19 protein-coding genes are annotated in these 25,731 nt (G+C 50.9%); 9 read left to right on the top strand and 10 right to left on the bottom strand.

Features of this window, described 5'->3' with window-relative positions:
* From hslO to J9260_RS17330, 3 genes are read left to right on the top strand one after another with little or no spacing between them, the layout of a single operon-like run.
* Entirely contained in the window at positions 1–885 is an 885-nt protein-coding gene (hslO, locus tag J9260_RS17340) for an Hsp33 family molecular chaperone HslO (RefSeq protein WP_343231187.1), read from the top strand.
* Between the two features lie 35 nt (positions 886–920).
* Positions 921–1,505 carry an NAD(P)H-dependent oxidoreductase gene (locus tag J9260_RS17335; RefSeq protein WP_210218955.1) on the top strand — a complete coding sequence of 195 codons (585 nt, stop codon included), beginning with the start codon at positions 921–923 and terminating at the stop codon, positions 1,503–1,505.
* Positions 1,499–2,269 (top strand): alpha/beta fold hydrolase, encoded by a 771-nt coding sequence (locus J9260_RS17330; protein WP_210218954.1) that lies wholly within the window; start codon positions 1,499–1,501, stop codon positions 2,267–2,269. The genes J9260_RS17335 and J9260_RS17330 overlap by 7 nt, the downstream gene beginning before the upstream one ends.
* Here the strand turns inward: J9260_RS17330 and J9260_RS17325 are convergent.
* The 7 genes from J9260_RS17325 to J9260_RS17295 form a co-directional block, all read right to left on the bottom strand.
* Positions 2,266–3,237, bottom strand: a complete 972-nt coding sequence (locus J9260_RS17325; RefSeq protein WP_210218953.1) for a hypothetical protein — start codon at positions 3,235–3,237, stop codon at positions 2,266–2,268. The genes J9260_RS17330 and J9260_RS17325 overlap by 4 nt on opposite strands.
* Positions 3,238–3,390: 153 nt before the next feature.
* On the bottom strand, positions 3,391–4,308 hold the full coding sequence (locus tag J9260_RS17320; RefSeq protein WP_246499511.1) for a hypothetical protein: 918 nt from the start codon (positions 4,306–4,308) through the stop codon (positions 3,391–3,393).
* A gap of 171 nt (positions 4,309–4,479) precedes the next feature.
* Positions 4,480–5,331 (bottom strand): BPSS1780 family membrane protein, encoded by an 852-nt coding sequence (locus J9260_RS17315; protein WP_210218952.1) that lies wholly within the window; start codon positions 5,329–5,331, stop codon positions 4,480–4,482.
* A 102-nt stretch (positions 5,332–5,433) separates the two neighbouring features.
* Positions 5,434–5,721: an Asp-tRNA(Asn)/Glu-tRNA(Gln) amidotransferase subunit GatC gene (gene gatC / locus J9260_RS17310; RefSeq protein ID WP_210218951.1), complete on the bottom strand. Its 288-nt coding sequence runs from the start codon at positions 5,719–5,721 to the stop codon at positions 5,434–5,436.
* A 2-nt stretch (positions 5,722–5,723) separates the two neighbouring features.
* Positions 5,724–7,154 (bottom strand): Asp-tRNA(Asn)/Glu-tRNA(Gln) amidotransferase subunit GatB, encoded by a 1,431-nt coding sequence (gene gatB / locus J9260_RS17305; RefSeq protein WP_210218950.1) that lies wholly within the window; start codon positions 7,152–7,154, stop codon positions 5,724–5,726.
* 12 nt (positions 7,155–7,166) lie between these two features.
* Positions 7,167–8,627 (bottom strand): Asp-tRNA(Asn)/Glu-tRNA(Gln) amidotransferase subunit GatA, encoded by a 1,461-nt coding sequence (gene gatA / locus J9260_RS17300; RefSeq protein WP_210220827.1) that lies wholly within the window; start codon positions 8,625–8,627, stop codon positions 7,167–7,169.
* Between the two features lie 115 nt (positions 8,628–8,742).
* Entirely contained in the window at positions 8,743–12,399 is a 3,657-nt protein-coding gene (locus J9260_RS17295) for a DUF11 domain-containing protein (RefSeq protein WP_210218949.1), read from the bottom strand.
* 211 nt (positions 12,400–12,610) lie between these two features.
* Here J9260_RS17295 and J9260_RS17290 point away from each other — a divergent pair, with 211 nt between their 5' ends.
* The 6 genes from J9260_RS17290 (at position 12,611) to J9260_RS17265 (ending at position 21,798) form a co-directional block, all read left to right on the top strand.
* On the top strand, positions 12,611–13,861 hold the full coding sequence (locus tag J9260_RS17290; protein WP_210218948.1) for an MltA domain-containing protein: 1,251 nt from the start codon (positions 12,611–12,613) through the stop codon (positions 13,859–13,861).
* Between the two features lie 80 nt (positions 13,862–13,941).
* Positions 13,942–15,039, top strand: coding sequence for an MltA domain-containing protein (locus J9260_RS17285; RefSeq protein WP_210218947.1), 1,098 nt, complete (start codon positions 13,942–13,944; stop codon positions 15,037–15,039).
* Positions 15,040–15,112: 73 nt separating this feature from the next.
* Positions 15,113–16,342, top strand: a complete 1,230-nt coding sequence (locus J9260_RS17280; RefSeq protein ID WP_210218946.1) for a coiled-coil domain-containing protein — start codon at positions 15,113–15,115, stop codon at positions 16,340–16,342.
* A gap of 117 nt (positions 16,343–16,459) precedes the next feature.
* Positions 16,460–17,929, top strand: a complete 1,470-nt coding sequence (dacB, locus tag J9260_RS17275; RefSeq protein WP_210218945.1) for a D-alanyl-D-alanine carboxypeptidase/D-alanyl-D-alanine endopeptidase — start codon at positions 16,460–16,462, stop codon at positions 17,927–17,929.
* A gap of 147 nt (positions 17,930–18,076) precedes the next feature.
* Positions 18,077–20,467 carry a YgiQ family radical SAM protein gene (locus J9260_RS17270; protein WP_210218944.1) on the top strand — a complete coding sequence of 797 codons (2,391 nt, stop codon included), beginning with the start codon at positions 18,077–18,079 and terminating at the stop codon, positions 20,465–20,467.
* Between the two features lie 254 nt (positions 20,468–20,721).
* Positions 20,722–21,798: a Fic family protein gene (locus J9260_RS17265; protein WP_246499509.1), complete on the top strand. Its 1,077-nt coding sequence runs from the start codon at positions 20,722–20,724 to the stop codon at positions 21,796–21,798.
* A gap of 44 nt (positions 21,799–21,842) precedes the next feature.
* Here the strand turns inward: J9260_RS17265 and J9260_RS17260 are convergent, their stop codons facing one another.
* The 3 genes from J9260_RS17260 to J9260_RS17250 all read right to left on the bottom strand — a co-directional run bounded on the left by J9260_RS17260 (position 21,843) and on the right by J9260_RS17250 (position 25,728).
* Positions 21,843–23,963, bottom strand: coding sequence for a hypothetical protein (locus J9260_RS17260; protein ID WP_210218942.1), 2,121 nt, complete (start codon positions 23,961–23,963; stop codon positions 21,843–21,845).
* A 73-nt stretch (positions 23,964–24,036) separates the two neighbouring features.
* Complete coding sequence (locus J9260_RS17255) at positions 24,037–24,819, bottom strand: nucleotidyltransferase domain-containing protein (protein WP_210218941.1); 783 nt, start codon at positions 24,817–24,819, stop codon at positions 24,037–24,039.
* Positions 24,820–25,728, bottom strand: coding sequence for a nucleotidyltransferase domain-containing protein (locus tag J9260_RS17250; RefSeq protein WP_210218940.1), 909 nt, complete (start codon positions 25,726–25,728; stop codon positions 24,820–24,822). It lies immediately after the preceding gene.
* Positions 25,729–25,731: the final 3 nt, after the last annotated feature.

The raw sequence follows: 25,731 nt of genomic DNA, 5'->3' as shown, positions 1-25,731 counted from the left end.
ATGAATAATTTTGTGGACATGATGGCTGTGGATACATTAAGACGGTTTATGTTAGAACGTGCACAAGTGCGCGGTGAATGGGTACATTTGGATACAAGCTGGCAGGAAATGTTAGGCCGTGCCGACTACCCACTGTTTGTTAAACAAGTCTTGGGTGAAGCACTCACGGCAGCGGTGTTACTCTCCGCCACCATCAAACACAGTGGCTCGTTAATCCTGCAAATTCGCGGTGAAGGCCCGATTCATTTATTGGTGGTGCAGGCCACACCACAAGGTACGGTGCGCGGCCTTGCCCAATGGAGCCGCGAACCCAGTGACACCACCTTAAGTGGCGTGTTTGGCGACGCGCAAATGGCGATTACCCTTGAAGCCCCGAATCGCCGGGAACGCTACCAAAGCTTGATTCCACTGGAAGGCGATACCCTCGCGCAAGCATTAGAGGCGTATTTTACCCGTTCAGAACAGCTCCCGACGCGCTTGTGGTTAACTGCCAACGCCCACACCACCGCCGGTCTTTTGTTGCAACGTTTACCGCACGAAAACGCTGATGATGAAAACTGGCAACGTGCGTCGTTATTGCTAAACACCCTGACAACGGATGAATTGGTGGATTTGGAAGCCGAAACCTTGTTGTACCGTTTATTTCACGAGGAAGAACCGCGTTTATTTGACCCTTCCCCGATTCATTTTCATTGCGATTGCAGCCTAGAACGGGTGGAAAAACTGGTGCAATCACTGGGGCAAGACGAAGCCACTACGATTCTGGAAGAACAGGGAAAAATCCAGATTACTTGCGAATTTTGTAACGCCAGTTATACGCTAGATGCCATTGACGTGGAGCAGTTGTACCGGGAAACCGTTCCGGGCAGCGATAGCGTTCACTAACCTACTTAGAACATTAATTAACTTTTGGAAATCCTATGCGTGTCCTGATTGTTTACGCCCACCCGAATCCGGGTAGCTTTAACCATGCAATGCTCGAACATTGCAGTCTTGGCTTACAAGAAGCAGGGCATGAAGTGCGGGTCAAAGACTTGTATGCAGAGGATTTTGACCCGGTGCTGCGTGCCAGCGAGTTGGCGGTGCTGCAACAAGGCAAAATCCCCGAAAAAATTGCTCATGAACAAGAAGCGTTGTTATGGGCTGACGGCTTGGTCTTCATTTACCCGCTGTGGTGGTTTGACCGTCCTGCGATTTTGAAAGGCTGGTTTGATCATGTACTCACCAACGGCACCGCGTTTGAATATTCCCAAGAGGGCGTGAAAGGCTTATTAACCCATCAACGTGCCTTGGTGCTGATTACTGCGGGTGGCTCGGAAGATTATTTCCGTAAAACGGATGCTGAACATTTAATCTATCGTCCAGTCACGGATGGTACGCTGGCGTTTTGTGGGATTGCCGATGTGCATCACCGCATTTACTACAATGTGCCGGGGCAAAGTGATGAAGGCCGCACTGCGATTCTCGCGGAAATTGCCGAATTGGGGCGGAATTTCGCGTGCTAAATTACCGCATTCACGGCGAACGCAACGACACCCAGCCCGTGTTAGTGGTATTGCACGGCTTGCTGGGATCACTGGATAACTGGAGTACCTTTGCACGCAGCCAAGCAGAGCAACGCTGTGTGATTGCGGTGGATTTGCGTAATCATGGCGATTCACCCGCGCTCACGGGCATGGCATACCGCGACATGGCTCAGGATGTGGTTGCGGTACTTGATGCCTTAGCAGTGACTGAGTGCGATTTAATGGGGCATTCAATGGGGGGGAAGGTAGCTATGTTTTTAGCACTCCACCACCCTGCGCGGGTACGGCGACTGATTGTGGTGGACATTACCCCCAAAGCTTACCCACCACGCCATCAGGCATTGTTACAAACGATGGTATCAATGCCGGTAGCGACGTTACGTAGCCGTAAACAAGCAGATGAATGGTTAAGCGCGGTGGTGAAACACCCGATGGAGCGCGGCTTCTTGCTCAAAAACTTAGGCCGTGATGCCAACGGTGCGTTTTATTGGCAGTGCAATCTGGCAGAAATTGTCCGCCATTACCTGACTATTTCCGCTTTTCCCGCACTGACCCTGCAATACGCCGCACCAACATTATTCGTGCGTGGCGGACAATCGGATTACATTGCCACCGAGGATATGCCGCTGCTGCAAGCGCAGTTTCCGCAAGCGCAATTGATCACGATAGCGGACGCAGGGCATTTGCCACACGTGCAAACACCCGCTGCATTTACCACAGCGGTAGCCGAGTTTCTCGCTTAAACTGGAATCCGGCGGTAGGTATTCACACGATTTGACCAACCAGCCAACCAGCGATTTTCGTTACGTGCTGGCGGGGAGTTTCTGACACGCCGTTCTAAAACGCGCATTGCTGCATTGGCGAACTCATGTAACGCAGGTTCGCCGGGGCGGGAAGGACGCATTTCCTCTAAAACCTGCAATAAACCCCAGTTCTGCCCGTTATAACCGCCGCTGCGATTTAAGCCTTCACCCTTGAAGTTGGTGTAATCAATCAAGGCGTACCAACCGCCCGGTGTATTAGCAACCGCATTCAAGTTATTGCTGATGTGTGGACGCAATTGACCGGGGGTATTGTTAACCAACTTAGGCATAGCGCGGCGAGTGCGATCCACAATGTATTGCGCTTGCAACATCCGCGTTTGGTACAACAAATTTTGTAACTCTTGCACTTGTGGGGTGTGCTTAGCCTGCATCAATTGAGCTTTAGAACTCCAAGGCGCACCGCTGTTTTTAGCTTGCTCCAACCAACCCGGCAAGCGCACACCCTTGGTTTGCATATAGGTCAGCAACTCTGGAAATGTATTGCCGAAACGGGCGGAACGCCCTGCCGGATACCAAGTGAAATGCCCAATCCCCATCGACGCAAAATCTTCACCGTCATTCCAGTGCACCAACTTATCGACGCTACCGCCACCTTCGTTTTTGAAGATTTGATCACCAATGACACGTAACTCCGCCGTAGAAAGCATCGGCATTCCGCTGTTATCGGGGGCACTGGCGGAACCGAGATTTTGCGAGGGATAAGGTGAAGCGTTCTGCCCCGCCGGATTCGGTAAATACCCACCATCACTTACGGTGTAAGCGTGAGGTGTAGCAGGCTGGGAAGGATACGTTGCACGATTGCCTTTGACCATCTGTGAGCTTGGGCTGCAAGCAGACAGGCCAACGCTGGCAATAGCTGCCAAAGCCATTACAGCTTTTGTTTTCATTGAGTCACCCTCTTATTTTTATTATTTCCCACTAAAGGGATGCCGTTCTGAATTATTTCGGAAACTATAATGGAAATCGGCGTATTGCCTAACTTTACCCGACAAGCGCGGCGGGTCAGCGCGGGTTTGTATGAAGCTTATGCAAGTTGCTGATTAAACACCCGGATTACGATACGTATCAATCCGATTAGACCAACCGGCAAGCCAACGGGCTTCGTTACGGGCGGGCGGAGAATTACGCACACGCCGCTGTAATACGCGACTGGCAGCATTCGCAAATTCGTGCAAAGCGACTTGCCCCGGCTTACTGGGTGTCATTTCATCCAACACCTGTAACAGCCCCCAGTTTTGCCCTTTGTAACCGCCGTAATACTGCAAGCCTTCCCCTTTGAAGTTGACGTAATCTACCAGCGCGTACCAGCCGCCGGGGGTATTTGCCACCGCATTTAAATTTTGCGCCACTCGTGAACGCGAAGCTGCCGGAGCTGCATTCACCAATTGCGGCATTGCACGACGCGCACGCTCCACAATGTAAGCGGCTTGCAACAAGCGAGTCTGGCTCAATAAATTTTGTAATTCCTGAATTTGCCCGGTCTGTTTGGCTTGAATTAATTCGGCTTTAGTACGCCAAGGTGCGCCGGTATTACGGGCTTGCTGTAACCATGCGGGCAATTGCACCCCGTTGCTGTGTAAATAGGTGAGTAAATCAGGGAAGGTATTGCCAAAGCGGGCGGAACGCCCAGCGGGATACCAAGTAAAGTGCCCAATACCCATTGACGCAAAATCTTCGCCGTCATTCCAATGCACGAGGTTGCTGTAATCACCACCGCCTTCATTTTGGAAGATTTTCGCAGCAATCAAATTCAATTCATTTTGCGAAAGCTGCGGCATTCCGGTGCTGGCTTTAGGGACTTTAACGGAGGCGGGCTTTTTAGCAGGTGTTTTTGCTGCGGTGGAAGGCTTTTTAGGGGAATCATCGTCATCGTCGTGAACCGCCTGCTGGCTACACCCCGACACGGCAAATAGCATGAAAATTACACAAAAGACACTCAAAAACTTTGCACGCAACATGCCACTATCCCCGTATCACAAGCCCAAAACACGAACATCCGTATGAGCGTAGAAATACCGGAAATCAGCCAAACCCATCCTTAATAAAATGGATTGTGCCGATAAAATTTCAGCATGAGCCACAGATACCGTTTAAAGCGGTTTCTGTGGCTATCGTTGCGTAATGCGTGCTTACTTGAGGAAGATGGCTTTGTAAGAAACGTACATCGTGCCAAACAACCAAGGAGCCAACAATAACAACTCCGCAAACAGCACCAAAGCTGCTACCACTAACAGCACCATGCTACCTTCCGTTGCCACTTGCGCAAAAAACAACAGACCGGGAGGCAACATCAGTGCCAACATAATGACCATAACGACCAACACATAAACCAACAGCGATAACGGGTTGCGCAAGCACCCCTGAAAACTGCGGCTCAATGACTCAAACACGGGCACATCGTTGAGCGTGATTAATTGCGTGGTAAACCAAAACAGCATCATCACCAAAATCCCGATAATGACGCTCACCGCCAGCAAACCAACGCTCAGGCCATTCAGCATTTTTGTTGGATCAAAACCACCTTCTTGAATGGCATCCAGATTCATTCCGACCAGCAAACCACCGATGATGATCATAAACAAAATCAACACGCCAAAGGTTAACGCACCCACACCCAATAAAGGCGCAAATTTTTGTTTAAAACCTTCAAATAAATAGTCAAAGCGCAACGCTTCGCCACGCTCAACGGCTCGCATTCCCAGCAACAGACCGCCTGTGAAAACCGGATTTAATAAAGACGTGGCAATATCACCTAACACCGGCACAAATCCCATCACGGCCTGAATGGCAAACAACGCCAGTGTCATTAACACCCACAAGCCCAAATTCGTTTTAACCAACGCCCAGCTTTGCGCTAACCACTGAAACGCGGCACTCGCAGGTAAAGAACGTGGTTCAGCTAACAACTCACCATTGGAGCTTGGTAAAGGCGGCGGGGTAACATCGGACTGAGGCGGAGAGTAAGGATTATTGTCATTCATAGCAGGCTATCCTGATAATTTGAGGAATCAAGCCAGCAGTATAGCCTGCCCAGCGTTACAGGGCAGGCAAATCCAGATTAAACGGCGTATCGCACGGATAACTTATTCAAGCACCTTCGGGACTAAATACAATCCGTCTTCCGTTTCGGGGGCAATACCTTGGTAATAATCGCGCTGATTGGTTTCTGTCACCACGTCGGCACGCAAGCGTTGTACCATGTCCAGCGGGTGCGCCATCGGAGCCACACCATCGGTATCCACCGCTTCCATTTGCGCCACTAAATCCAAAATATTGGACAAGTTTTTGGTGTAAGCGTCGATATATTCATCAGGCATTGCCAAACGCGCCAAATGTGCGACTTTACGAACTTCAGTTTCAGTAATAGCCATCATTAACCTGCCAATTTCTGTTTGAGGATGGCGTTGACCTGATCAGGGTTCGCCTTGCCTTTGGATGCTTTCATTGCCGCGCCGACAAAGAAACCGAACAGCTTGTCTTTACCCGCACGGTATTCTTCGGTTTGCTTAGGGTTAGCGGCGATAATATCGTCGATCATGGCTTCAATCGCGCCCGTGTCGGTGATTTGCTTCAAGCCTTTTTTGTCGATAACGGTGTCGGCATCGCCTTCGCCATTCCACATTGCGTCGAACACTTCTTTGGCAATTTTGCCAGAAATGGTGTTGTCCAGAATGCGTTTGAGTAAACCTGCGAAAGCATCCGCCGTGACTGGCACGTCAGCTAATTCGATACCTGCGCGATTCAAAGCGGCTGCCAATTCACCATTTACCCAGTTGGCGGCAAGTTTGGCATCGCCGCAGGCTTGAGCCACAGCTTCAAAGTAATCCGCCACATCGCGGCTTTGGGTCAGCATATCCGCGTCATAAGCACTGAGCTTGTACGCATCCATGAAACGTACTTTTTTCGCATTCGGCAATTCTGGCAAGGTTGCCCGCACCGATTCGATGAATTCCGGGGTTAACTCCACCGGCAGCAAATCCGGGTCGGGGAAATAGCGGTAGTCGTTCGCATCTTCCTTGCTGCGCATCGAGCGGGTTTCGTTGCGGTCAGGGTCGTACAAACGGGTTTCCTGTACCACTTTGCCGCCGGATTCGATAATGTCGATTTGGCGTTCAACTTCGTGATTGATGGCGCGTTCAATGAACTTGAATGAGTTCAGGTTTTTGATTTCCGCGCGTGTGCCAAATTCCGCACCGGGGCGACGTACCGACACGTTCGCATCACAGCGGAATGAGCCTTCCTGCATATTACCGTCGCACACGCCCAAGTAACGCACCAGTGCGTGCAATTTTTTCATGTACGCGACCGCTTCTTTGGCGTTGCGCATATCCGGTTCGGACACGATTTCCAGCAATGGCGTACCCGCACGGTTTAAGTCAATCCCGGTTTGGCCTTGGAAATCTTCGTGGAGGGATTTACCCGCATCCTCTTCCAAATGCGCACGGGTTACGCCAATGCGTTTGATTGAACCGTCTTCCAGCTCAATATCCATGTGACCAATGCCAACGATGGGTAATTCGTACTGGCTGATTTGGTAGCCTTTCGGCAAATCGGGGTAGAAATAGTTTTTGCGGGCAAACACCGAACGTGGTGCTAAGTGCGCGTCAATTGCCAAGCCGAATTTCACCGCCATGTGCACGGCTTCTTTATTCAAGACAGGCAATACACCCGGCATTCCCAAGTCAATCAGGCTGGCTTGAGTGTTAGGTTCTGCGCCATACGCAGTGGATGAACCCGAAAAGATTTTACTCTTAGTGGACAGTTGGGCGTGGATTTCCAGCCCGATGACGGTTTCCCATTCCATGTGCCGACCTCCTTACGCGAACGCGGTTGGCAGTTGTTTGTGCCAGCCTGTCCATTGTTGGTATTGATGCGCAATGTTTAACATCCGCGCTTCCTCGAAATAATTGCCGACCAATTGGATACCGACGGGCAAACCATCCGCCGCAAAACCGACCGGGAACGTCATCCCCGGCAAACCTGCCAAACTGACCGGAATGGTGTACAAATCTTCGAGGTACATTGAAATGGGGTCATCTGTTTTTGCCCCAATGCCAAATGCTGTGGTCGGGCAAGACGGCCCCATAATCACATCAACCTCGTTAAAGGCTTCGACGAAATCTTGTTGGATCAAGCGGCGAATTTTCTGCGCTTTCAAATAGTAAGCGTCATAATAGCCCGACGACAGCGCGTAAGTCCCGATCATAATGCGGCGTTTCACTTCCGCGCCGAAACCTTCCCAACGACTGCGCTCGTACAAATCTTTCAGGTCTTGCGGGTTAGAGCAACGATGCCCAAAACGCACCCCATCGAAACGCGCCAAGTTCGAGGAACATTCCGCCGGAGCCACCACGTAATACACCGGAACGGCTAAATGACTATTCGGCAAGGTCACTTCTTTAATGATCGCGCCCTTGGCTTCAAACTCTTTGACCGCTTTTTCAATGACTTCCGCCACTTGCGGATTCAAACCTTCGGCAAAGAACTCCTTCGGCAAACCAATGCGCAAGCCCGCGATGGAATCGTTCAAGGTTGCGGTGTAATCCGGTACTGCACGGTCAACGCTGGTGGAATCGCGCTCGTCCAAGCCAGAAATTACGTTCAGAGTAATCGCGCAATCTTCCGCCGATGCCGCCATTGGCCCGCACTGATCCAAACTGGAGGCAAACGCAATCATGCCGTAACGCGAAATGCGCCCGTAGGTCGGTTTAATCCCGGTGATATTACAAAATGACGCAGGTTGGCGAATCGAACCGCCCGTATCCGTACCCAAGGTCATCGGGGCTAAACGCGCCGCAATCGTTGCCGCACCGCCGCCGGAACTGCCGCCGGGTACTTTGTCGGTATCCCACGGGTTACGCACATTGCCAAACGCAGAGGTTTCATTAGACGACCCCATCGCAAACTCGTCCATATTATTTTTGCCGAGCAATACACCGCCAGCAGCTTTGAGTTTTGCAGCAACGTGAGCATCGTAAGGCGCAATAAAGTTGCTCAACATATTGGAGGCGCAAGTGGTGCGCACGTCTTGCGAGCAAAATAAATCTTTCAACGCGTAAGGCACGCCCGCCATTGCCCCGCTCAACTCGCCTTGGCGAATGCGGTTATCAATAGCGACCGCTTGCGCTTGAGCGGTTTCAGCCGTAACGGTGATATAAGCATTAAGTTCAGGGTTAAAACGTCCGATACGATTGAGATACGCATCGGTAGCTTCCATGACAGAAAATTGCCCTGAATGAATCCCATCGCGAAGTTCCTTCAGCGATAGGGTATGAATTGGGTTGGACATGCGTTCTCCAGTTTTTATAGTCCCGGCAAGGGGTAAGCAATAACCATGCAATAAGCGGCTTACTATAAGGCAAGCCGCTTATCGGGGGCAACTATCCCGCCGTTTAGCGTGGCACTGCACCATAGATAACGAAGTTCGCATTGGAATTGTCATTAAGCGGATGCACCATAATGTTGCCGAATAACAAATTCAGATCATTACCCGGCCCCGAAAACACCGTTAACCCATCCAGATTCAAGTCAGTAGCGTAATAACCCGCCATTTTAAAATGTGTGGTCACCAAGGTGTTATCAGGTGAGATCAACAGTGAGCCCAACATGATATTAGCATCACTACCCGGCCCCGAACCCACCACGGAATTACTGTTATTGGCATCACCTGCCCACAAAAAGGCTTTATCACCTGCCAAATAACGCTGATTATTACCGTAGACTGCGTAACTGGGTTGGGTAAAATCAATCACTGTAGCCGTTTCAGTTAAGCTCAGTCGCGTTGCCGTCATAACGCCAATGTGATTACGATGACGCAAAACCACGTAGTAATCCCCCGGCGGAACCCCTCGGAACACAATGTTAGTAGAACCTGTCTCTGCATTGATGACATCACCATCGCGTTGCAGCAGCGTCGCTTTCGCTGCCACCCGTTTTACCGGATCATCCACATCACGTAACTCCAATAACATCCAATCCACGGGAGTATTCCCTGCGGGCATTGCTTTAACGCTATCACTCATGACCTCCTTACCGAAGTGATTAAAAGGCGGAACACCCTCAAATACGGTATAGCCAAAACTGGTCACTAACTTATCAAACGGTTGTGGCTTAGGCAGAAACCCCTTCGTCAAAAGTTTGTCGGTCATTAAACCCGTCTGAGTGTTATACGCTCCCTGCAAATACGCCCGCACCGACAAATGCACGCTAGGCTCATCGTTGTTATCGAGGTAATTGGGAATGCCATCATCATCACTATCAACCGCATCAGCCGGATTTTTATCACCATTCAGATCAGCTTTTTCGGTAGCTGTCGGCTTACCATCGCCATCATCATCGGCATCCAGGTAATCCGGTATTTTGTCCCCATCCGTATCACGAGCATCGGCTAAATCTCCATCTGTATTCGGATCAGCCACTTCATATTGGGTCAGCAAACCATCGCCATCGTCATCATTATCCAAGTAATCGGGCACTTTATCTCCATCGGTATCCTTGCCGTCCGTGTAAGGGTCAGCTATTCCCTCCTGAATTTCCAATGCGTCGGGAATTCCATCACCATCACTATCTTCAGCCACATTGGTTAACGCCACTGTTAGTTTTTGACTCGCACAACCGCCTTTACTGTCACAAACCGTGACTTGCACCTCGTAAGTATTCTTTTTATCCGCATCCAATGGGCGTTCAAAATCCGGCGCACCGGTAAATTCTAACCAACCCTCGGTCGGATGAATCGTAAACGCCCATTTATCATCACCGCCCGTCAGCAACCAAGTTAAACCGCTACCCTCTGTATCACCATCTGCGTCGGTTGCATCGTAATCAAGCACTAGCAAGTTAGTGCTATTTTCCACATAGTTTTGGGTATGCGTAGCGGCATTGTTACCGGGAAGGATTACGGGTAAAGCGTTTTCAGTGGTGTCGTTAGTGACATTGACAGTCACCGTTTGCGTTGCCATTAACTTGCCATCGCTGACTGTCACCTGCACTACGTAGCTGTTATTTTTATCTGCGTCAGCGGGGTTTTCGTAATCGGGAGCTGCAATGAATGTTAATACCCCCGTGCTGGCATTCACCACGAACTTCCCTGCATCTGCACCACCACTGATGCTGTAACTTAATGCCTCACCATCAGGGTCAACGGCTTGTACCGCCGGGGTCACTACCGTTTGATTTTCCAACACCGAAACAGTGGCACTAGCTGGCAGAGTCGGTTTCTCGTTAACGTTGCCGACCGTGATCGTTAGCGTTTGTGTCGCGCTTAGCTTGCCGTCACTGACAGTCACCTGCACCACGTAGCTGTTGTTTTTATCTGCGTCAGCGGGTTTTTCGTAATCGGGAGCCGCGATGAACATGAGCCCCCCTGTGCTGGCGTTCACAGCAAACTTTGCAGCATCTGCTCCACCACTAATACTGTAATTGAGGACATTGCCATCAACATCCGTGCCACTCACCGTAGCCGCTATCGTTTGGTTTTCCAGTACCGGAAATATAGTAGTTGCAGGTAATGTTGGTGCTTCGTTAACGTTGCCAACCGTGATCGTTAGCGTTTGTGTCGCGCTTAGCTTGCCATCACTGACCGTTACTTGTACCACGTAGCTGTTATTTTTATCTGCGTCAACGGGTTTTTCGTAATCGGGAGCCGCGATGAACGTTAATACCCCCGTGCTGGAGTTCACTAAGAACCTCCCCGCATCTGCACCACCACTGATGCTGTAGCTTAATACATCACCATCAGGGTCAACCGCTTGTACCGCCGGGGTTACGGCATACTGATTTTCGGCAGCAGTTGCCGTTGCGGTAGCAGGCATAGTCGGCGCATTGTTCTCAACCGGGCTTAACAGTACTGTTGCAGTATCGTCTTCATTGGCATTGATATGGCGATTGAAGGGAGTTGAATCGGGATCTTCATTAAACGCATACAGAATTTCACCGACAATAGCGTATTGTGCCGCCGTAGCAACTTGCGCCCGAATCGTGATGCTTTTGGAACCACCCGCCGGAATATCCCCAGCCTGCCACTCACCCGTTGCAGGGTTGTAAGCTCCACCTGCATTATCACTAAGCCAAGTCAATCCCGCTGGCCATTCCAAACCAACCTGCGTCAAACTTGCGGCTGTTGCCGAACTGTTACTTACCGTCCAAGTTAACTCTACCGTGCTGTTATAACTAGGATTCGGGCGGTTAGTGCTGGCAGTCAACGCCAAATCAACCGGCGTGGAATTAGTACTGGTAAGCCATTTAAAAGCTGCACCAGAGTCGTACCCTGAATCGCGAGCATCTGCCATTGCCAATTTCACATGGTAAACCTGCCCCGCTTGCAAACCTGTAATCGCAGTGGTCAAAGTCTTGGTAAAACCATCCAACTGCGAAGCACTACTGCCCGTACCGTTACCATTGTCGATAAAATAGCCGGTATTTGACAACTGGCACGCCGCACCATCCGCTTGAGAGCCAGCCGCACCACCATTCACATTATTAACCGCAATCGGCGTCTGGGTATTCGGCAAAAAAGCCGCGTTACGTGTACCTGAAATCCCCGGCCCGGTAATAAATAGGCCGAATGCATCGTTGTATTGGCTGCACACGAATTCTGGGTATTCTTCCGAACCGAAGCTGAAAACGAAATTTGCTCTATCACCCTGCGGCACAATATCGAACTCAAAAGCCACCGGGTCATATTTTGCATAAGGGCTAATAGCTAATAAATCAGCATCACGATAGAGAGCTTGGGGGGTATCGTAACTGTAAGAGCCGGTGTTGTTAGGCGGCTGTAAACTGGCAACCCGTCCGGTGGTAAGAAAAATACCCGACTCAAAACCCAGCAAGGCTTTAGCACCGCCGAGAACGCCATACTGCTCGCCCGCACCGCGCGTGATTTGTGCATTTTGAATACTCAACCCTGGGCCGTCTAAAACGGCAGCCATCTGGGCGGGTGTAACGTTCGGATTGAAACTGAGTCCAGCACTAGCGGTACTGCTCAAGCCTGCAAGTACGGCGGTAAGGACAGACCAAACCAACGTTCCTGCACGGATTGTCTTTATTTTCATAGCCCGGTTCTTTTGTTTATTATGGTGTGCTACGCCCCAACGTGGCACTTGTAACGATAATGTTACTGCATTAAACGCCTACGTTTCCAGTTTAAACGCGCCGCTTGTCTGATACTACCATTGGTCGGTGTCGTGAAGTCAACTTTGCCCGCATAATCAACCCTACCCAAACTAGACAACAATAATAACAACGACGCACAGGGTAGCTTTCATGTTCAGACATTACTTTGTCGCAACCGCATTGATACTAGGCAGCTTAGTGCTACCTCAGTCAGTCATGGCGAATGTACCCGCATGGGAATCATGGCGACCGGTTTATACTCCGCAGCCCTACGCGCAACCTTACCAACAGCAACGCCGCGAATACGCGCCGCCTCGCCAAGGCAATCCGGTATACCGTCAAACCGCTTATGGCTCAGCGTTGCCGTTCGACGATTCACTCGAATGCGGTTACGCACAAGCATTGCAGCTCCCGGATCAGTGCATTCGCAAAAATGCCTACACCCGTGAAGGGTTGCAAACACAAGCCAGTTACCTCAAGCGCGTACCAGCAGCACAAAAAGTCGGCGTGGGTTGGGGCAATATTTCCAATGCTGCCCTGCTGGAAACGGTGCACGAATTGCTAAATTGGCACGATGGGATTGCGCCCGGTACGTTACAACAACGCTTTTCACTGCGGGAAATCAGCTCATGGCGCGGCGATGCCAAAGCTGAATACACCGGCTATTTCACCCCATTGCTGGAAGTGCGTACCCACCCCAACAGCGAGTACCGCATTCCCATTTACCGCAAGCCTAACGGTCAGTTAGCACAACTCAGTCATGCAGATATTGCACGTCGCGCCTTAGGCGGTAAAGGCTTGGAAGTAGCATGGACGAATGATCTTGCCAATTTATTTTTTGCACAAGTGCAAGGCTCTGGGATCGCGCGTTTCCCTGATGGCAAGGAAATGATGCTGGAATACGCCGGGGATAACGGCAGAACTTTCAGCAGTATTGCTGCATACATGAAACAACGCGGAATAAAATTGCGCAATTACGGCAATGAGGCCATCCGCGATTGGTTGCGGGCAAATCCACAACGTGCGGGGGAAATCATTACCTCGAATCCGCGCTATGTGTTTTTTAAACTAACCGCAGGTTTACCAACGACCGCTTCCGGCACGCGGGTGATTCCGGGACATACCGTAGCGGTGGATCGTAACTACATCCCGCTCGGTGCGGTTTTACTGGCGGAAGTACCACGCATTGATGCCAATGGGCGCGAAATTGGGCGAGATTGGCGATTACTGTTTGCACAAGACCAAGGCGGTAATATCAAAGGCGCGGGGCGTTTGGATTTATACACAGGCTTCGGGCGACAAGCAGAAAACATTGCACACGGGATTACCGGCTTCCGTAAGGCTTATATGCTGGTGCGCAAACCGGCTTACGGGGGCAATACCAACATGGCAGAACGTTAAGGAATTTGATAGGCAAAGCACAAGTTTGCGCATAAAATCAATCCTGATACTGTCTGTCATGGAATGTTGAGGGGCTTTTGATGCAACGGAAAATAGGGCTAACCATTGGGTTATGGCTGCTGAGTGCGTGCTATACGGCGAATGCCGTCGAAAATACACCAAAACCTGTCCATTGCGACGTGCAAATTCAGGGTTCCAGTTTAAATTTAGATGAGGCTTGCATCCGCAAAACCCCGGAATTGCGACGTGCTTTAGTCGATATGGCAGTGTATTTGCAATCCACTGATGCCAGCAAACTCACCGCCCCCACCTACCACGGGCCAATGGATAAACAACGCCTCATCAATACCGTGGAACAATTGGTCACTTGGTTAGACGGTAAATCCAGCTCCAAAAAACCGCTGGGGCAACAATTCGATTTTTATGCATTGGGTGATCCGCAAGATAAACGTCCGGTGCAATACGGTGGTTACTTCACCCCGCAATTAGCGGTGCAAGCCCACGAATCGGCGGAATACCGCTACCCGCTTTACGCCAAACCTAAAGGTGATGCCACACTGCCTTCGCGCCGTGAAATCATGCAAGGTGCGCTCAAAGGCAAAGGCTTGGAAATTGCTTGGACTAACGATCCGATTGGTTACTATTTCATGCAGGTGCAAGGCTCCGGGTTAATTCGCTTTCCCGATGGTAAAACGCAGTTGCTAGGGTTCGCGGGTAAAAATACTCAGGCTTACGTCAGCATCGGGCGTTACATGCAAGATAAAGGCTATTTGCGTACTGATAACTTATCCAACACCGCCGTGCGTCAATGGTTGAAACTAAATCCCGATAAATTGGACGAAGTATTAGGCGCGAATCCATCGTTTGTGTTTTTCCGCCCAGTGAAAGACGTAGTGCGTAGCGCGTCGACCCTGCCCGTCATCGCAGGGCATACCGCTTCGGTGGATAACAGTATGATTCCTTTCGGTTCGGTGTTATTGGTCGAGTTACCGATACGTGACAACAACGGTAAAATCGTGCAACATGAGTGGCGTTTATTGCTGGCAAGTGATCGTCGGTCGGATGATCAGGGCGTTGTCCGCATCGGCATTTACACGGGTGAAGGCGAAGCAGGCCGCTTAGAGGCGCAACGTTTTTTCCCGGCAGGAAGGGCTTTTCTGCTACAAAGCGGCTCATAGCCGCATCGTTTCCTGCTTCAGGCAGGTCTTAGATCTGGCATAAGAATAATCAAAATCGAATAGGGGGCTATTCATGTTGAGTTACATAGATTGGATCATTATCTTAATCGCCTTGATTGCGATGGGAATCGCACTGCTGCTATTTTTCCTTCCAACGGGTGATAACACCACGCAAACCGCACTGCGCGATTTACGCCTGCAAGCGGAAAAAGACCGTAAGCGCATTGCTGATGTGCTGGAAGTAACCCAACACGGTGCGAAAGATGCAGAGAGCTTGGTGCAAAAGTTGCGTACCCAAGTTAACGAAGTCAGCCAAAATTACCAAACCAGCCAAACCAAAATTGAACAAGCCGAACGCATTATCGAGCGGGTCAGTGCCGCTGAACACGAAATGCGCGATATTTCCACCCAATTGGGCGAACGCTTGCAGCACTTACAAAGCTACTGGGATGAGCAACTCGGCGATTCCATTGAAAGTGTGCAACGCATCAAAGGCAAACTCAAAGAAGGTTTGGAACATGTCGACGACAGCTTGTTTCGCTTGCGTGACCAAGAGAAAATGGCGCAAGGTTTTACCCGCAAGTTGATCGAACATCACCAAGAGCAAGTGCAAAACCAACAAGAAAACTCGCGCTTGTCCGCAGCCGTGCATACCCGCTTGGAAGATATGCTTAAAGAATCCAGTCATTTACTGGAACAAATGAAACGTTACCAGCAAGATGCTGATGCGGTATTCAACAGCTTTAGCCAAGAAATGTCCGGCTTGGAAAATCAGGCGAGTGAGCATTTTACCGGCCTATTCCAAACCACCGATCAAGCACGCGCTGAACTGGTGGCGGGCTTGGATGAAAGCCGTCAACACCTGAGCGATATGCGCCTGCGTGAAGCCCAAAGCGACGACCTGACCCGCCGCATTATTCAGCAATTTGAGCAAATTGATCACTTACGGGTCGAGCGCATCAGCAAAACGCTGGATTTGACCGACCAGATTTCCACCGACCTACACAACGGTGTTGCCAATGCGCGGCAAATGCTGGCGACGCTGGAACGTGCGGTGTCTGACGTTTCTGCCACCTTGACAGATCACCCAGCACCCGCAGTAACACCCATCAAGCCGCTGGCTTTTGCCAGTGTGGAACCCCTTGCGCCGGTTATGCCGCCGGACAGGACGGTCAGCAATATCCATAGTGTTACCGACGACAAAGCCTTGCTGGATGTATTGAGCGATTTAGCCCCTGCGGAATTTCCCGAAAACACTGCCGATATGCAGCGCAATTTGGTGTCATTACGGGCGTATCGCTAGGCAAGTGGACTTTCGTTGACTAAATGTGGACAGAAAGTGGCTTGACACTTGAGTTTTGAGCGGCCTGCTTCTACGCTAGGCACTTATCCACCAGCTATTATCATGAGGGGAGCACGTATGCTGAATTGGCGCATCACTGCCTTAACTGTTTTGTCCATGTCACTTGCTGCTTGCAGCTCACAACCTGCACCGCAAAATGCGGCTGCGGGTCAAAGCACCTACAGCGATGATGTGTTGCAATCTTCACCTACGCCCCCGCGTCGCCCTAGTCAATCCAACTATGCAAACCACAATAATGCTTCCGGTGCGCAGCAACAGCCTGCCAATCTGGCATCCGCTGGTGGTGATAAAACGTTCCGGGGTGAAGGCCGTTTAAACCGTTTTCCAGACAACATTGCCAACAGTTTGCGGTTACGTGGTTTAGCCGAACAGAACATGGGCGCGTACATTCGTCCGGCCAGCGGCGGGCAACCGTTGTTAACCGCTTATGCTGATACCCCGCGCAATCCCGCTTCCACCATGAAACTAGTAACGACGTATTCCGCGTTGGGTGTTCTGGGGCCGGATTACCGCTGGCCTACCGAAATTTACACCACGGGTAATCTGGCTGGCGATACCTTGCAAGGCGACGTTATTATTAAAGGTTACGGCAACCCTGATTTCCGTGAAGGCGATTTCCGCCAATTGCTGCAAGCGTTACGCGCTCGTGGGGTACGCAATATTGCAGGTAATTTTGTCATCGACAAAACCTACTTCAGCGTACCGAATCAAGGCAGTATTGACGGCAACGAAGGCGCGGCTTACAACGCTTTACCCGAAGCCCTGCTGTATAACGAACGCGGCAGTTGCTATGAAATGCGTGGCAAAGCCGGACAGATTCAGCGCATTTGCCCGATTGCCCCGCGCAACAGCAATGACTTGAACGCCAACTTATTCGGCGACTTCTGGCGCATTTGGGTCGGTGAAATGGGCGGACGTGTCGGCGGCGGCTTGCAAGTTGCGGGCTTACCGGGTGGCGCACAATTGGTACATACCCACCACTCCACCCCGTTGCGCAATGTCATTGTGGAAATCAATAAAGACAGCAATAACGTGATGGCGCGGCAATTACTGTTGAGCATGGGCGCGAAACAACACGGCGCACCGGGAACCACTCAAAAAGGCGCGTCAGCGGTTGGGCAATTCCTCGAAAGCCGTGGGTTACGCTTTAGCAATTTACGCATTGAAAACGGTTCTGGCCTAAGTCGCTCGGAACGCATTTCCGCGCGTGAAATGGGTGAAATGCTGGTCGATATTTACAACAGCCCTTACCGTGATGAACTGATGTCATCAATGGCAGTGCTGGGTGTAGACGGCACGGTGAAAAACCGCATGAAAAACCTCGCAGGGCGCGGCAAGTTCAAAACTGGTACGTTGCGTGACGTGCGGGCGTTGGCGGGTTATTTGACGGCTGCTAACGGGCAACCTTACGTGATTTCCATCTTACACAACGATGCGAATATTCGTGCAACGGCTAAAGAGGCGCACGATGATCTGGTTGAGTGGGTCTATTTCGGCGGGCAAAATAACGTTGCCAGTGCGCGTTAAACCCAACGCTTAGACGGTATTGAGGAGGATGAGGCGCAATGCCCCATCCCTCTCAAATGCGATTACCCTGTTTCACATTCAATCCTTTCAACACACAGATGGGGCTTTTGGTACAATCGGCAACTGAAATCTGATGGAAATGCCCTAATGCCGCCCAACGCCAGCCCCCACGTAGCCCCGAACTTATTCGACCACCCTAAATACTGGGCGGAATGCTATGGCACGTCCGACTATCTCCCCACCAGCCGTGCGGAAATGGACGCGCTGGGCTGGGATTCCTGTGACATTATTATCGTCACCGGGGACGCTTACGTAGACCACCCTTCGTTCGGCATGGCGGTGATCGGGCGGGTGCTGGAAGCACAAGGTTTCCGCGTTGGCATCATTGCGCAACCGGATTGGCATTCCAAAGACCCGTTCATGGCACTGGGCGCACCCAACCTGTTTTTCGGCGTGGCGGCGGGCAATATGGACTCGATGATCAACCGCTACACCGCCGACCGCAAAACGCGCTCCGACGACGCTTACACCCCCGGCGGGATGGCGGGCAAACGCCCTGACCGCGCCACGCTGATTTATTCGCACCGCTGCCGCGAAGCCTTCCCCGACGTGCCAATCATTATCGGCGGGATCGAAGCCTCGTTGCGCCGCATTGCGCACTTCGATTATTGGCAGGAAAAAGTGCGCACCTCGATCCTAATGGATGCCGCCGCCGACCTGCTGCTGTACGGCAATGCCGAACGCGCCATTGTCGAAGTCGCGCACCGCATCGCTTCCGGTGAACCAGTGGCGCAGATCACCGACGTGCGCGGCACGGCCTTCGTGCGCCGCGACACCCCGCAGGGCTGGATGGAAATCGACTCCAGCCGCATCGACCAACCGGGCAAAATCGACCGCATTATCAACCCGTATTTGAACACCACCGAGATGGACGAATGCGAGGTCGAAAAGCGCAATGTGCAATGGTTCAGCTACGAAGACCCGCGCAGCAAACGCACCGACGAACACAAACTCACCTTCCACCCCCGTGCCCGCTTGCAACGCGACAAGACCGTGATCCGCCTACCGTCGTTTGAAAAGGTCAGCAAAGACAAAGCCTTGTACGCCCACGCCAACCGCGTGCTGCATTTGGAAACCAACCCCGGCAATGCCCGCGCTTTGGTGCAAAAACACGGCACGGTGGACGTGTGGATCAACCCGCCACCCATCCCGCTGACCACGCCGGAAATGGATTATGTGTTCGGGCTGCCCTACGCCCGCTTGCCGCACCCGTCCTATAAAGGCGAACGCATCCCTGCGTATGAGATGATCCGCTTCTCGGTGAACATCATGCGCGGCTGCTTTGGCGGCTGCACCTTCTGTTCGATTACCGAACACGAAGGGCGCATTATCCAGAACCGTTCGCAGGAATCCATCATCCGCGAAGTCGAAGAAATCCGCGACAAAGTGCCGGGTTTCACCGGAGTCATTTCCGACCTCGGCGGCCCCACCGCGAATATGTACCGCCTCGCCTGCAAAGACCCGAAGATCGAAGCGTCGTGCCGCAAACCCGCGTGTGTTTACCCCGACATTTGCCAAAACCTCAACACCGACCACGCCGCGTTAAAAGAACTGTACCGCACCGCACGGAATTTACCGGGCATTAAAAAGGTGCTGATTGGTTCCGGTTTGCGTTACGATCTGGCGGTTAAAGACCCGGAATACATCAAGGAACTGGTCACGCACCACGTCGGCGGCTATTTAAAAATTGCCCCGGAACACACCGAATCCGCGCCGCTTTCCAAGATGATGAAACCGGGCATCGGCACTTACGACAAATTCAAGCAGCTCTTCGAGAAATACACCAAGGAGGCAGGCAAGGAACAATACCTGATCCCGTATTTCATCGCCGCGCACCCCGGCACGTCCGACGAAGACATGCTCAACCTCGCGCTGTGGCTGAAGAAAAACGGCTTCCGCGCCGACCAAGTGCAAGCGTTTTACCCCTCGCCGATGGCCTCCGCCACCACCATGTACTACAGCGAAAAGAACCCGCTGCACCAAGTCACCTACAAAAGCGAAAAGGTCGCCACCGCCAAAACGCCGGAACAGCGCAAGCTGCACAAAGCCTTCTTGCGCTGGCACGACCCCAAGAACTGGCCACTGCTGCGTAAGGCGATAGCGGCGATGGGGCGGCAGGAACTGATTGGCGATGGCGAGAACCAGTTGATCCCGCATTACAAGGCGGGCGAAGAACAGTTGGTGTATGAGGCGCATCGGCGCAAGAATAAAGGTGGGGAACATCAGAAGCGGGTGGGGAAACCTGTCGCGGCTGCAACGGCGGGTAAGCCGAATTATGGTAAACCTGTGCAAAGTGCAGCGGCTGGTAAACCCAATACTGGCAAACCCGCGCAAGCGGCAGCGAACAAACCGAATGCGGGTAAGCCGCAGGGTGGGAAAATGTTGACGCAGCATACGGGGTTGCCGCCGAAGCCACGGGCGGATATGGGCGGTAATAAGCCAAAACCGCCGGGCAAACCGAAACATCGCAGCAGGTAGATAACTACTCATGCAGTGTGTGCAGTATTACCAAGCACTGTAGATGGGGGCTTATCCCCGAAAAGCTAGCTGAAATTACCATATGAATTTTCTTATGGTAGAAAGTGGGTAAGTTTCTCCAATAATAGCTTGGCTACGGTGAGAATCTCCATTATAGTTTTTCTTATTGTAGAAACTATGCCACTTTCTAAAATATGAATCTATCTGAGTACCAATCTGGTCATTATGAAGCTCAATATGAGTACCAGAGCTTCATGCCATCCCTGATCAATCATCCTTGGGTGATCGCTGATCCTGCCCTGTCGCACCTACTGAGTCAGGCTGACCGCGCATTGGGTGAGCTGAATGCGTTTTCGCAATTGGTGCCAAATGTCGACTTTTTCATCCAGATGTATGTTGCCAAGGAAGCGACTTATTCAAGCCGCATTGAAGGCACGCAAACGAATGTCGAAGACGCTTTCAAGGATGCTGATGATGTCGCGCCAGAGAAACGTGACGATTGGGCGGAAGTGCAAAACTACATTCAGGCGCTGAATTATGCGGTGGCACGGCTGGAAACCCTGCCCCTATCCAATCGCTTGTTGCGAGAGGCGCACGCCACCCTGTTGCAAGGTGTCAGGGGTGCAACCAAACAGCCCGGTGAATTTCGCACCAGCCAGAACTGGATTGGCATTAGCCTGAAAAACGCGGTGTTTGTTCCCCCACACCATGAGCGAGTTGGCGAGTTGATGAGTGATCTGGAAAAATTCCTGCACGACGACACGCACTACGTATCACCGCTGCTCAAGATTGCGATTGCACATTACCAGTTTGAAACGATTCACCCGTTTCTGGATGGCAATGGGCGGCTGGGGCGGTTGCTGGTTCCGCTGTATCTGGCTTCCGAACAGATTCTTGCCAAACCGGCGTTGTATTTGTCGGATTACTTTGAGCGTAACAAGACGGCTTATGTCGATCACCTGATGGCAGTCAGGCAAGGCAACCACCTGCGTGAATGGCTGCTGTTCTTTTTGCATGGCGTGGCGGAAACGGCGCAATCCTCCATTGCCGTATTCAAAAGCATATTACTGCTCAAAGAGCGTATCGACAGAGATGTATTGCCACGCTTCGGTGTTCGTCGGCAGGAGAATGCGCAACAGCTTATGCGCTACCTCTACCGGAAGCCAGTTGTTGATGTGAAAACGGTTACGGAGCTTTTGGAAATCACGCAAAAAACAGCGGGGTCGCTGGTTGATGACTTGGTTAGTTATGGGGTGTTGGCTGAAATCACCGGGCAGCGGCGGAATCGGTTGTTTGTGTTTAGGGAATATCTTGCTCTATTCACAAGATAAAAATTCATCACCCATAAAAGCATAGCTAGCAACAGTCCATGTGCTCAGCTCTGCAAATTCTGAATTAAGTTGTTCAGATAATTCGCATCATTTCCTAAAGGCACGTGAATATAAATTTGCCCACCATTCTGCAACTCAACTAAAATCCCAAACATGAACAGCAAGCGTTCTAGATGCCTATTTATGAAAAACAACTTTTTATAATCGCTCCATATGGGTAAACCTTCATAAAAATCATCGAGATCCCGCTCAAACAACGAAGCCCAATCAATCAGATCATGACGAACCAAGATCTTCACAAATGCTTCTGTTCGTGGTGGCTCATCCTCAATTGATCTCCTTGAGGCAAAAAGTTTTGCGAAGCAATTCAAAAGATCACAGGCTTTAGATACTGCGAAAGAAAAAAATTCATCAAGGTTCTCATCCGTGCGGTAAGCACGACGTTTCTCAATAACCTCTTGAAAGAACAGAGCTATCTTTTTAGTCAATTTAGCCTCTTGTTCCACAACCGTCTCCAACGGATGCCCTGCAACACGCGTGATGTAGTAAGTAGCGAATACACCTCCTGAATAAAATTGCAGAAACCCTTCAATGGGATCACTAATTGACTTAAGAATTTGATCTGGAAATCTTTCATGCTGAATATAAAGAAACTCGGCATTCGCCAATGCATGGGTTATTGCTGCCAGTGCGAGTTTATAATCGTCTTCATTTTCTGAAAGAAATAAGTCTCCAATATAGCAACGTGCAATTATTCGAACTTTGTAGTTTCCATCTCTGACCACCAGAATAGGCATGGCGACACCCACACCATCGTCACCTTGATAAGATTGCAATTTTCTACTTGGCTCAAAACCACGACTGCAATTATTTAGTGCATCTTCATAATCCGCCGCAAAAGTCACTCCATCTAAAAATGAGGCAACCGTTGGAGACAGAAACTGAGCAATAATGTAACACACATGCCGTCCGATCAAGTTAGCCCTTTCTTGATCAGCACAGCCGATAAAACTAAGGTTCAAAGAGTTATATTCATCATCTTCTTTAGGCTGTATTTTTTCAAAAAAACTGGTGGTTTCCCGATTTGAGTCAGGTTGATCATCTACAAACAGTCCCCATTGATTTTCAGAAAGAGCACCTTTCACCAATGTATGTAGATCATGACGCACATTCCCTGTCGCTCCTGAAAGGAATTCTAATAGTTCCGGTTTCTTCTCATTCGTGAGAAAAAAGTCAAAAGACATCCTTGCAGCTAACTGATTATATTTGGCAGGATCAAATTCAGAATAATTTCCGTGCCGACCAACCGCCAGAGTTGATGGAGATAATGGAAGGACTACAATTTCGATTTTGTCTTTCTCCAATAAGAGAAATGGTTTGGCATCACCATTACTATCAACGCCGAAACAAACACAGTCAGGCAAAATCGCAGATGCTTGATTATGTGCAACTACAAACCAATCCAATTTGCTAAGTTCTTCGACACGAGCTTTTGGCGCAAATTCTTGAGAGAGTATTTTATTGTGTGAACCAGCAATAAGATTTCGTGGATCAGCAAGAGGACTATCTCTTAATAAACCAAGAATATCAGGTACTTTCTTTGATACCTCTTCCTTTCGTTCGCGTAAATGAAAATACCCTATGCGTGCAAGTGTGGAGCTGGAAATTCCTACCGATTTATACCACGCCATCTCTTCAATTTTTTCGATAAGAAGCTCTTCAATTTTAGGGGGAATCACGTATGCAGGAAATGTATTGCCTGACATGAAGTTCTCAGGTTTCTCAAGAACATCAGTGAGACTCGAAAAAAGCTTACCGACAATTTCTGTAAATACCCTACGAACATACGCAGTCCTGATTGATAGATGGACGGCAATTTCAGCTATCATATCAGCGGGGATTATCTGCCCACTTTTCAACCCACGAATCTGATCAACCATTGGAAATAGACGTTTTTCGTAATCAGTTATCAGATCGTCAAGAGTAGGGAGACCATCAAGTGAAGGTGGGGAATTGAAGTCCCGTTCCTTTGCAGCATCTTTTCTGGCTACGGGTATTGCAGTTGAACTACCTCTACGATACATCCATAGCTGATCTTTGCCATCAGGAATCACAAATGGCTTTTGAAAATGTTGTGGAATGAAGTGCTGCCCTCGTCCTGCCATATTCTACCCCTACAGCGTTTTCAGTATTCTACTGGATGCTGATTGAAATCTGTTAATAACCAGAGCAGGTCGATTAAATACCAATCATCAAAAACTCCCGCAAATCTCCATTCCCCAACGCCCACCGACGCGGCGGTAGTTTATCCACATCCGCCGCCATCACTTCCCGATACGCCGCCCGCACAAACGCCATACACAACGGATCAACCGCCCCCGTTTCCACTTCGGTTTTGGTCGCCTTGTCCCGAATCTGCCGCTGAAACGCCTCCAACACCGCCGTATCATCCGTCAATGCCTGCAACAAGTCCGGGAACACCACGGTAGGCATCGTGTGTTCGCGCATCACCCACAACGCACTCAGGGTGGCACGGCTGATGTAAAAGAACCGCTTCAGCTTGATGTCCGGCGCATCCAGCGCAGCAATCATGTTGTGCGCCATCGCGCTGTAATGGTGGAAAGTCGCCTTGGCGTTGAAAGTACGTTCGACCATCTCGCGCAGCACTGCCGCCCGTTGCGGGTCTTCGCGGTAAACCAGCGGTGAAATCAGCCATTCCTGAATCACGCTGTTGCCGCTGTTAGCGAGTGTCATCGCCTTACGCACATCCCAGCCGCCAATATCCAGCACCGCATTGACGGGCAATTCGATCACATCGCGTTCCGGGTCAAGCTGGATGTACCACTCCGGCGCATGGGCATACACAAAACGCACGTCGTAATCGCTGTCCGGCGAAGGAAAGCCCCACGAACGGCTGCCGCTTTCAATCGCGCTAATAATCGTCACCTGATGCTGGCGAGCCAGCGCCTCCAGCTTGCCCAACACTTCCGCGCGGATGCTGGTATTAATCCGTTCCTGCATTTACACCTTCCCCTGATACCGCTGCAACACCTGCCCAATCTCCTCCAACGCCCGCTTCGCCGCGTGCGGACGGCTCACCGCCTCACTGATCGAGCCGAAATGCTGTTCCAGACAATCCGTCAGCAATTGGCGGATGGCATCCGTATCCGGCGCATTCGGCAAGCGGCTGGCGAGATATACCCGTTCCAGATCGGCTTCCTTGCGGGCAAAGTAATCTTCCAGTTGCGGCAACGTCCATTCACCCCGGCGGATCGCTTTCATCTGCTCGGCATCGCGCTGCAAATCCATGTCCTGATGCATCAGCAATTGCTCAACCTCACCTAACAAGCGCACCACATGGTAGGCAAATTTCACGTCATAACCGAATTGCTCCGTCAACGCCTTGCGCTTGCCCTCCGGCTGTTTGGTACGAATTTTGTGCATCTGCCCGTAGGCATAACCCTTGAACTTCGCCCAGCAGCCCTTGTGCAAAAACAATTGCCGCCGCTCACGCACCAGCTTGCCGATGGGCGAGGCATACAGCACGCAATTTTCCGGCACATACAGGCTGTCGATAATGTTGGGGTTATTCTCGGTCAGCAGGCGGAAATACTTGGCAATCGCAAACACCGTCACGTCATATACCCGCCCCTTGCCACCCAACGCCGCCGCATCGCGGATATGGTGCTGCTGGTACTGCTCGAATTGCACCGAATAGCTGTCAAAACCCGGAATTTCGCCGCGCAAATGCGGAAACATCATGGTCTTGGGCGGAATCGCAAAGGCGTAGATGTCCATGTCCGAACTGTCGTTGCTAACCCCATACGCCACCGAACCCATGATGACTTCGTACTGCACGGCACTGCTAAGAAAATCCGGCGGGCTGGGCAGGAGCTTTTTTTGTTGGAGTGACTGGATGTGGCTGCTCATACG

This window comes from Thiothrix unzii, from assembly GCF_017901175.1.
GTDB lineage: Bacteria > Pseudomonadota > Gammaproteobacteria > Thiotrichales > Thiotrichaceae > Thiothrix > Thiothrix unzii.
Note: the sequence above shows the minus strand (reverse complement) of the source record. Positions and strands in the feature narration are given on the sequence as shown.

Bases quoted from the DNA above. Each gene is read 5' to 3' on its own strand.
- J9260_RS17270 (WP_210218944.1), top strand. From the start codon at position 18,077: ATGCCGCCCAACGCCAGCCCCCACGTAGCCCCGAACTTATTCGACCAC.
- J9260_RS17260 (WP_210218942.1), bottom strand. From the start codon at position 23,963: ATGGCAGGACGAGGGCAGCACTTCATTCCACAACATTTTCAAAAGCCA.
- J9260_RS17255 (WP_210218941.1), bottom strand. From the start codon at position 24,819: ATGCAGGAACGGATTAATACCAGCATCCGCGCGGAAGTGTTGGGCAAG.
- J9260_RS17280 (WP_210218946.1), top strand. From the start codon at position 15,113: ATGTTGAGTTACATAGATTGGATCATTATCTTAATCGCCTTGATTGCG.
- J9260_RS17265 (WP_246499509.1), top strand. From the start codon at position 20,722: ATGCCATCCCTGATCAATCATCCTTGGGTGATCGCTGATCCTGCCCTG.
- J9260_RS17320 (WP_246499511.1), bottom strand. From the start codon at position 4,308: ATGTTGCGTGCAAAGTTTTTGAGTGTCTTTTGTGTAATTTTCATGCTA.
- hslO (WP_343231187.1), top strand. From the start codon at position 1: ATGAATAATTTTGTGGACATGATGGCTGTGGATACATTAAGACGGTTT.
- J9260_RS17250 (WP_210218940.1), bottom strand. From the start codon at position 25,728: ATGAGCAGCCACATCCAGTCACTCCAACAAAAAAAGCTCCTGCCCAGC.
- J9260_RS17315 (WP_210218952.1), bottom strand. From the start codon at position 5,331: ATGAATGACAATAATCCTTACTCTCCGCCTCAGTCCGATGTTACCCCG.
- J9260_RS17335 (WP_210218955.1), top strand. From the start codon at position 921: ATGCGTGTCCTGATTGTTTACGCCCACCCGAATCCGGGTAGCTTTAAC.
- J9260_RS17295 (WP_210218949.1), bottom strand. From the start codon at position 12,399: ATGAAAATAAAGACAATCCGTGCAGGAACGTTGGTTTGGTCTGTCCTT.
- gatC (WP_210218951.1), bottom strand. From the start codon at position 5,721: ATGGCTATTACTGAAACTGAAGTTCGTAAAGTCGCACATTTGGCGCGT.
- J9260_RS17325 (WP_210218953.1), bottom strand. From the start codon at position 3,237: ATGAAAACAAAAGCTGTAATGGCTTTGGCAGCTATTGCCAGCGTTGGC.
- gatB (WP_210218950.1), bottom strand. From the start codon at position 7,154: ATGGAATGGGAAACCGTCATCGGGCTGGAAATCCACGCCCAACTGTCC.
- J9260_RS17290 (WP_210218948.1), top strand. From the start codon at position 12,611: ATGTTCAGACATTACTTTGTCGCAACCGCATTGATACTAGGCAGCTTA.
- dacB (WP_210218945.1), top strand. From the start codon at position 16,460: ATGCTGAATTGGCGCATCACTGCCTTAACTGTTTTGTCCATGTCACTT.
- J9260_RS17285 (WP_210218947.1), top strand. From the start codon at position 13,942: ATGCAACGGAAAATAGGGCTAACCATTGGGTTATGGCTGCTGAGTGCG.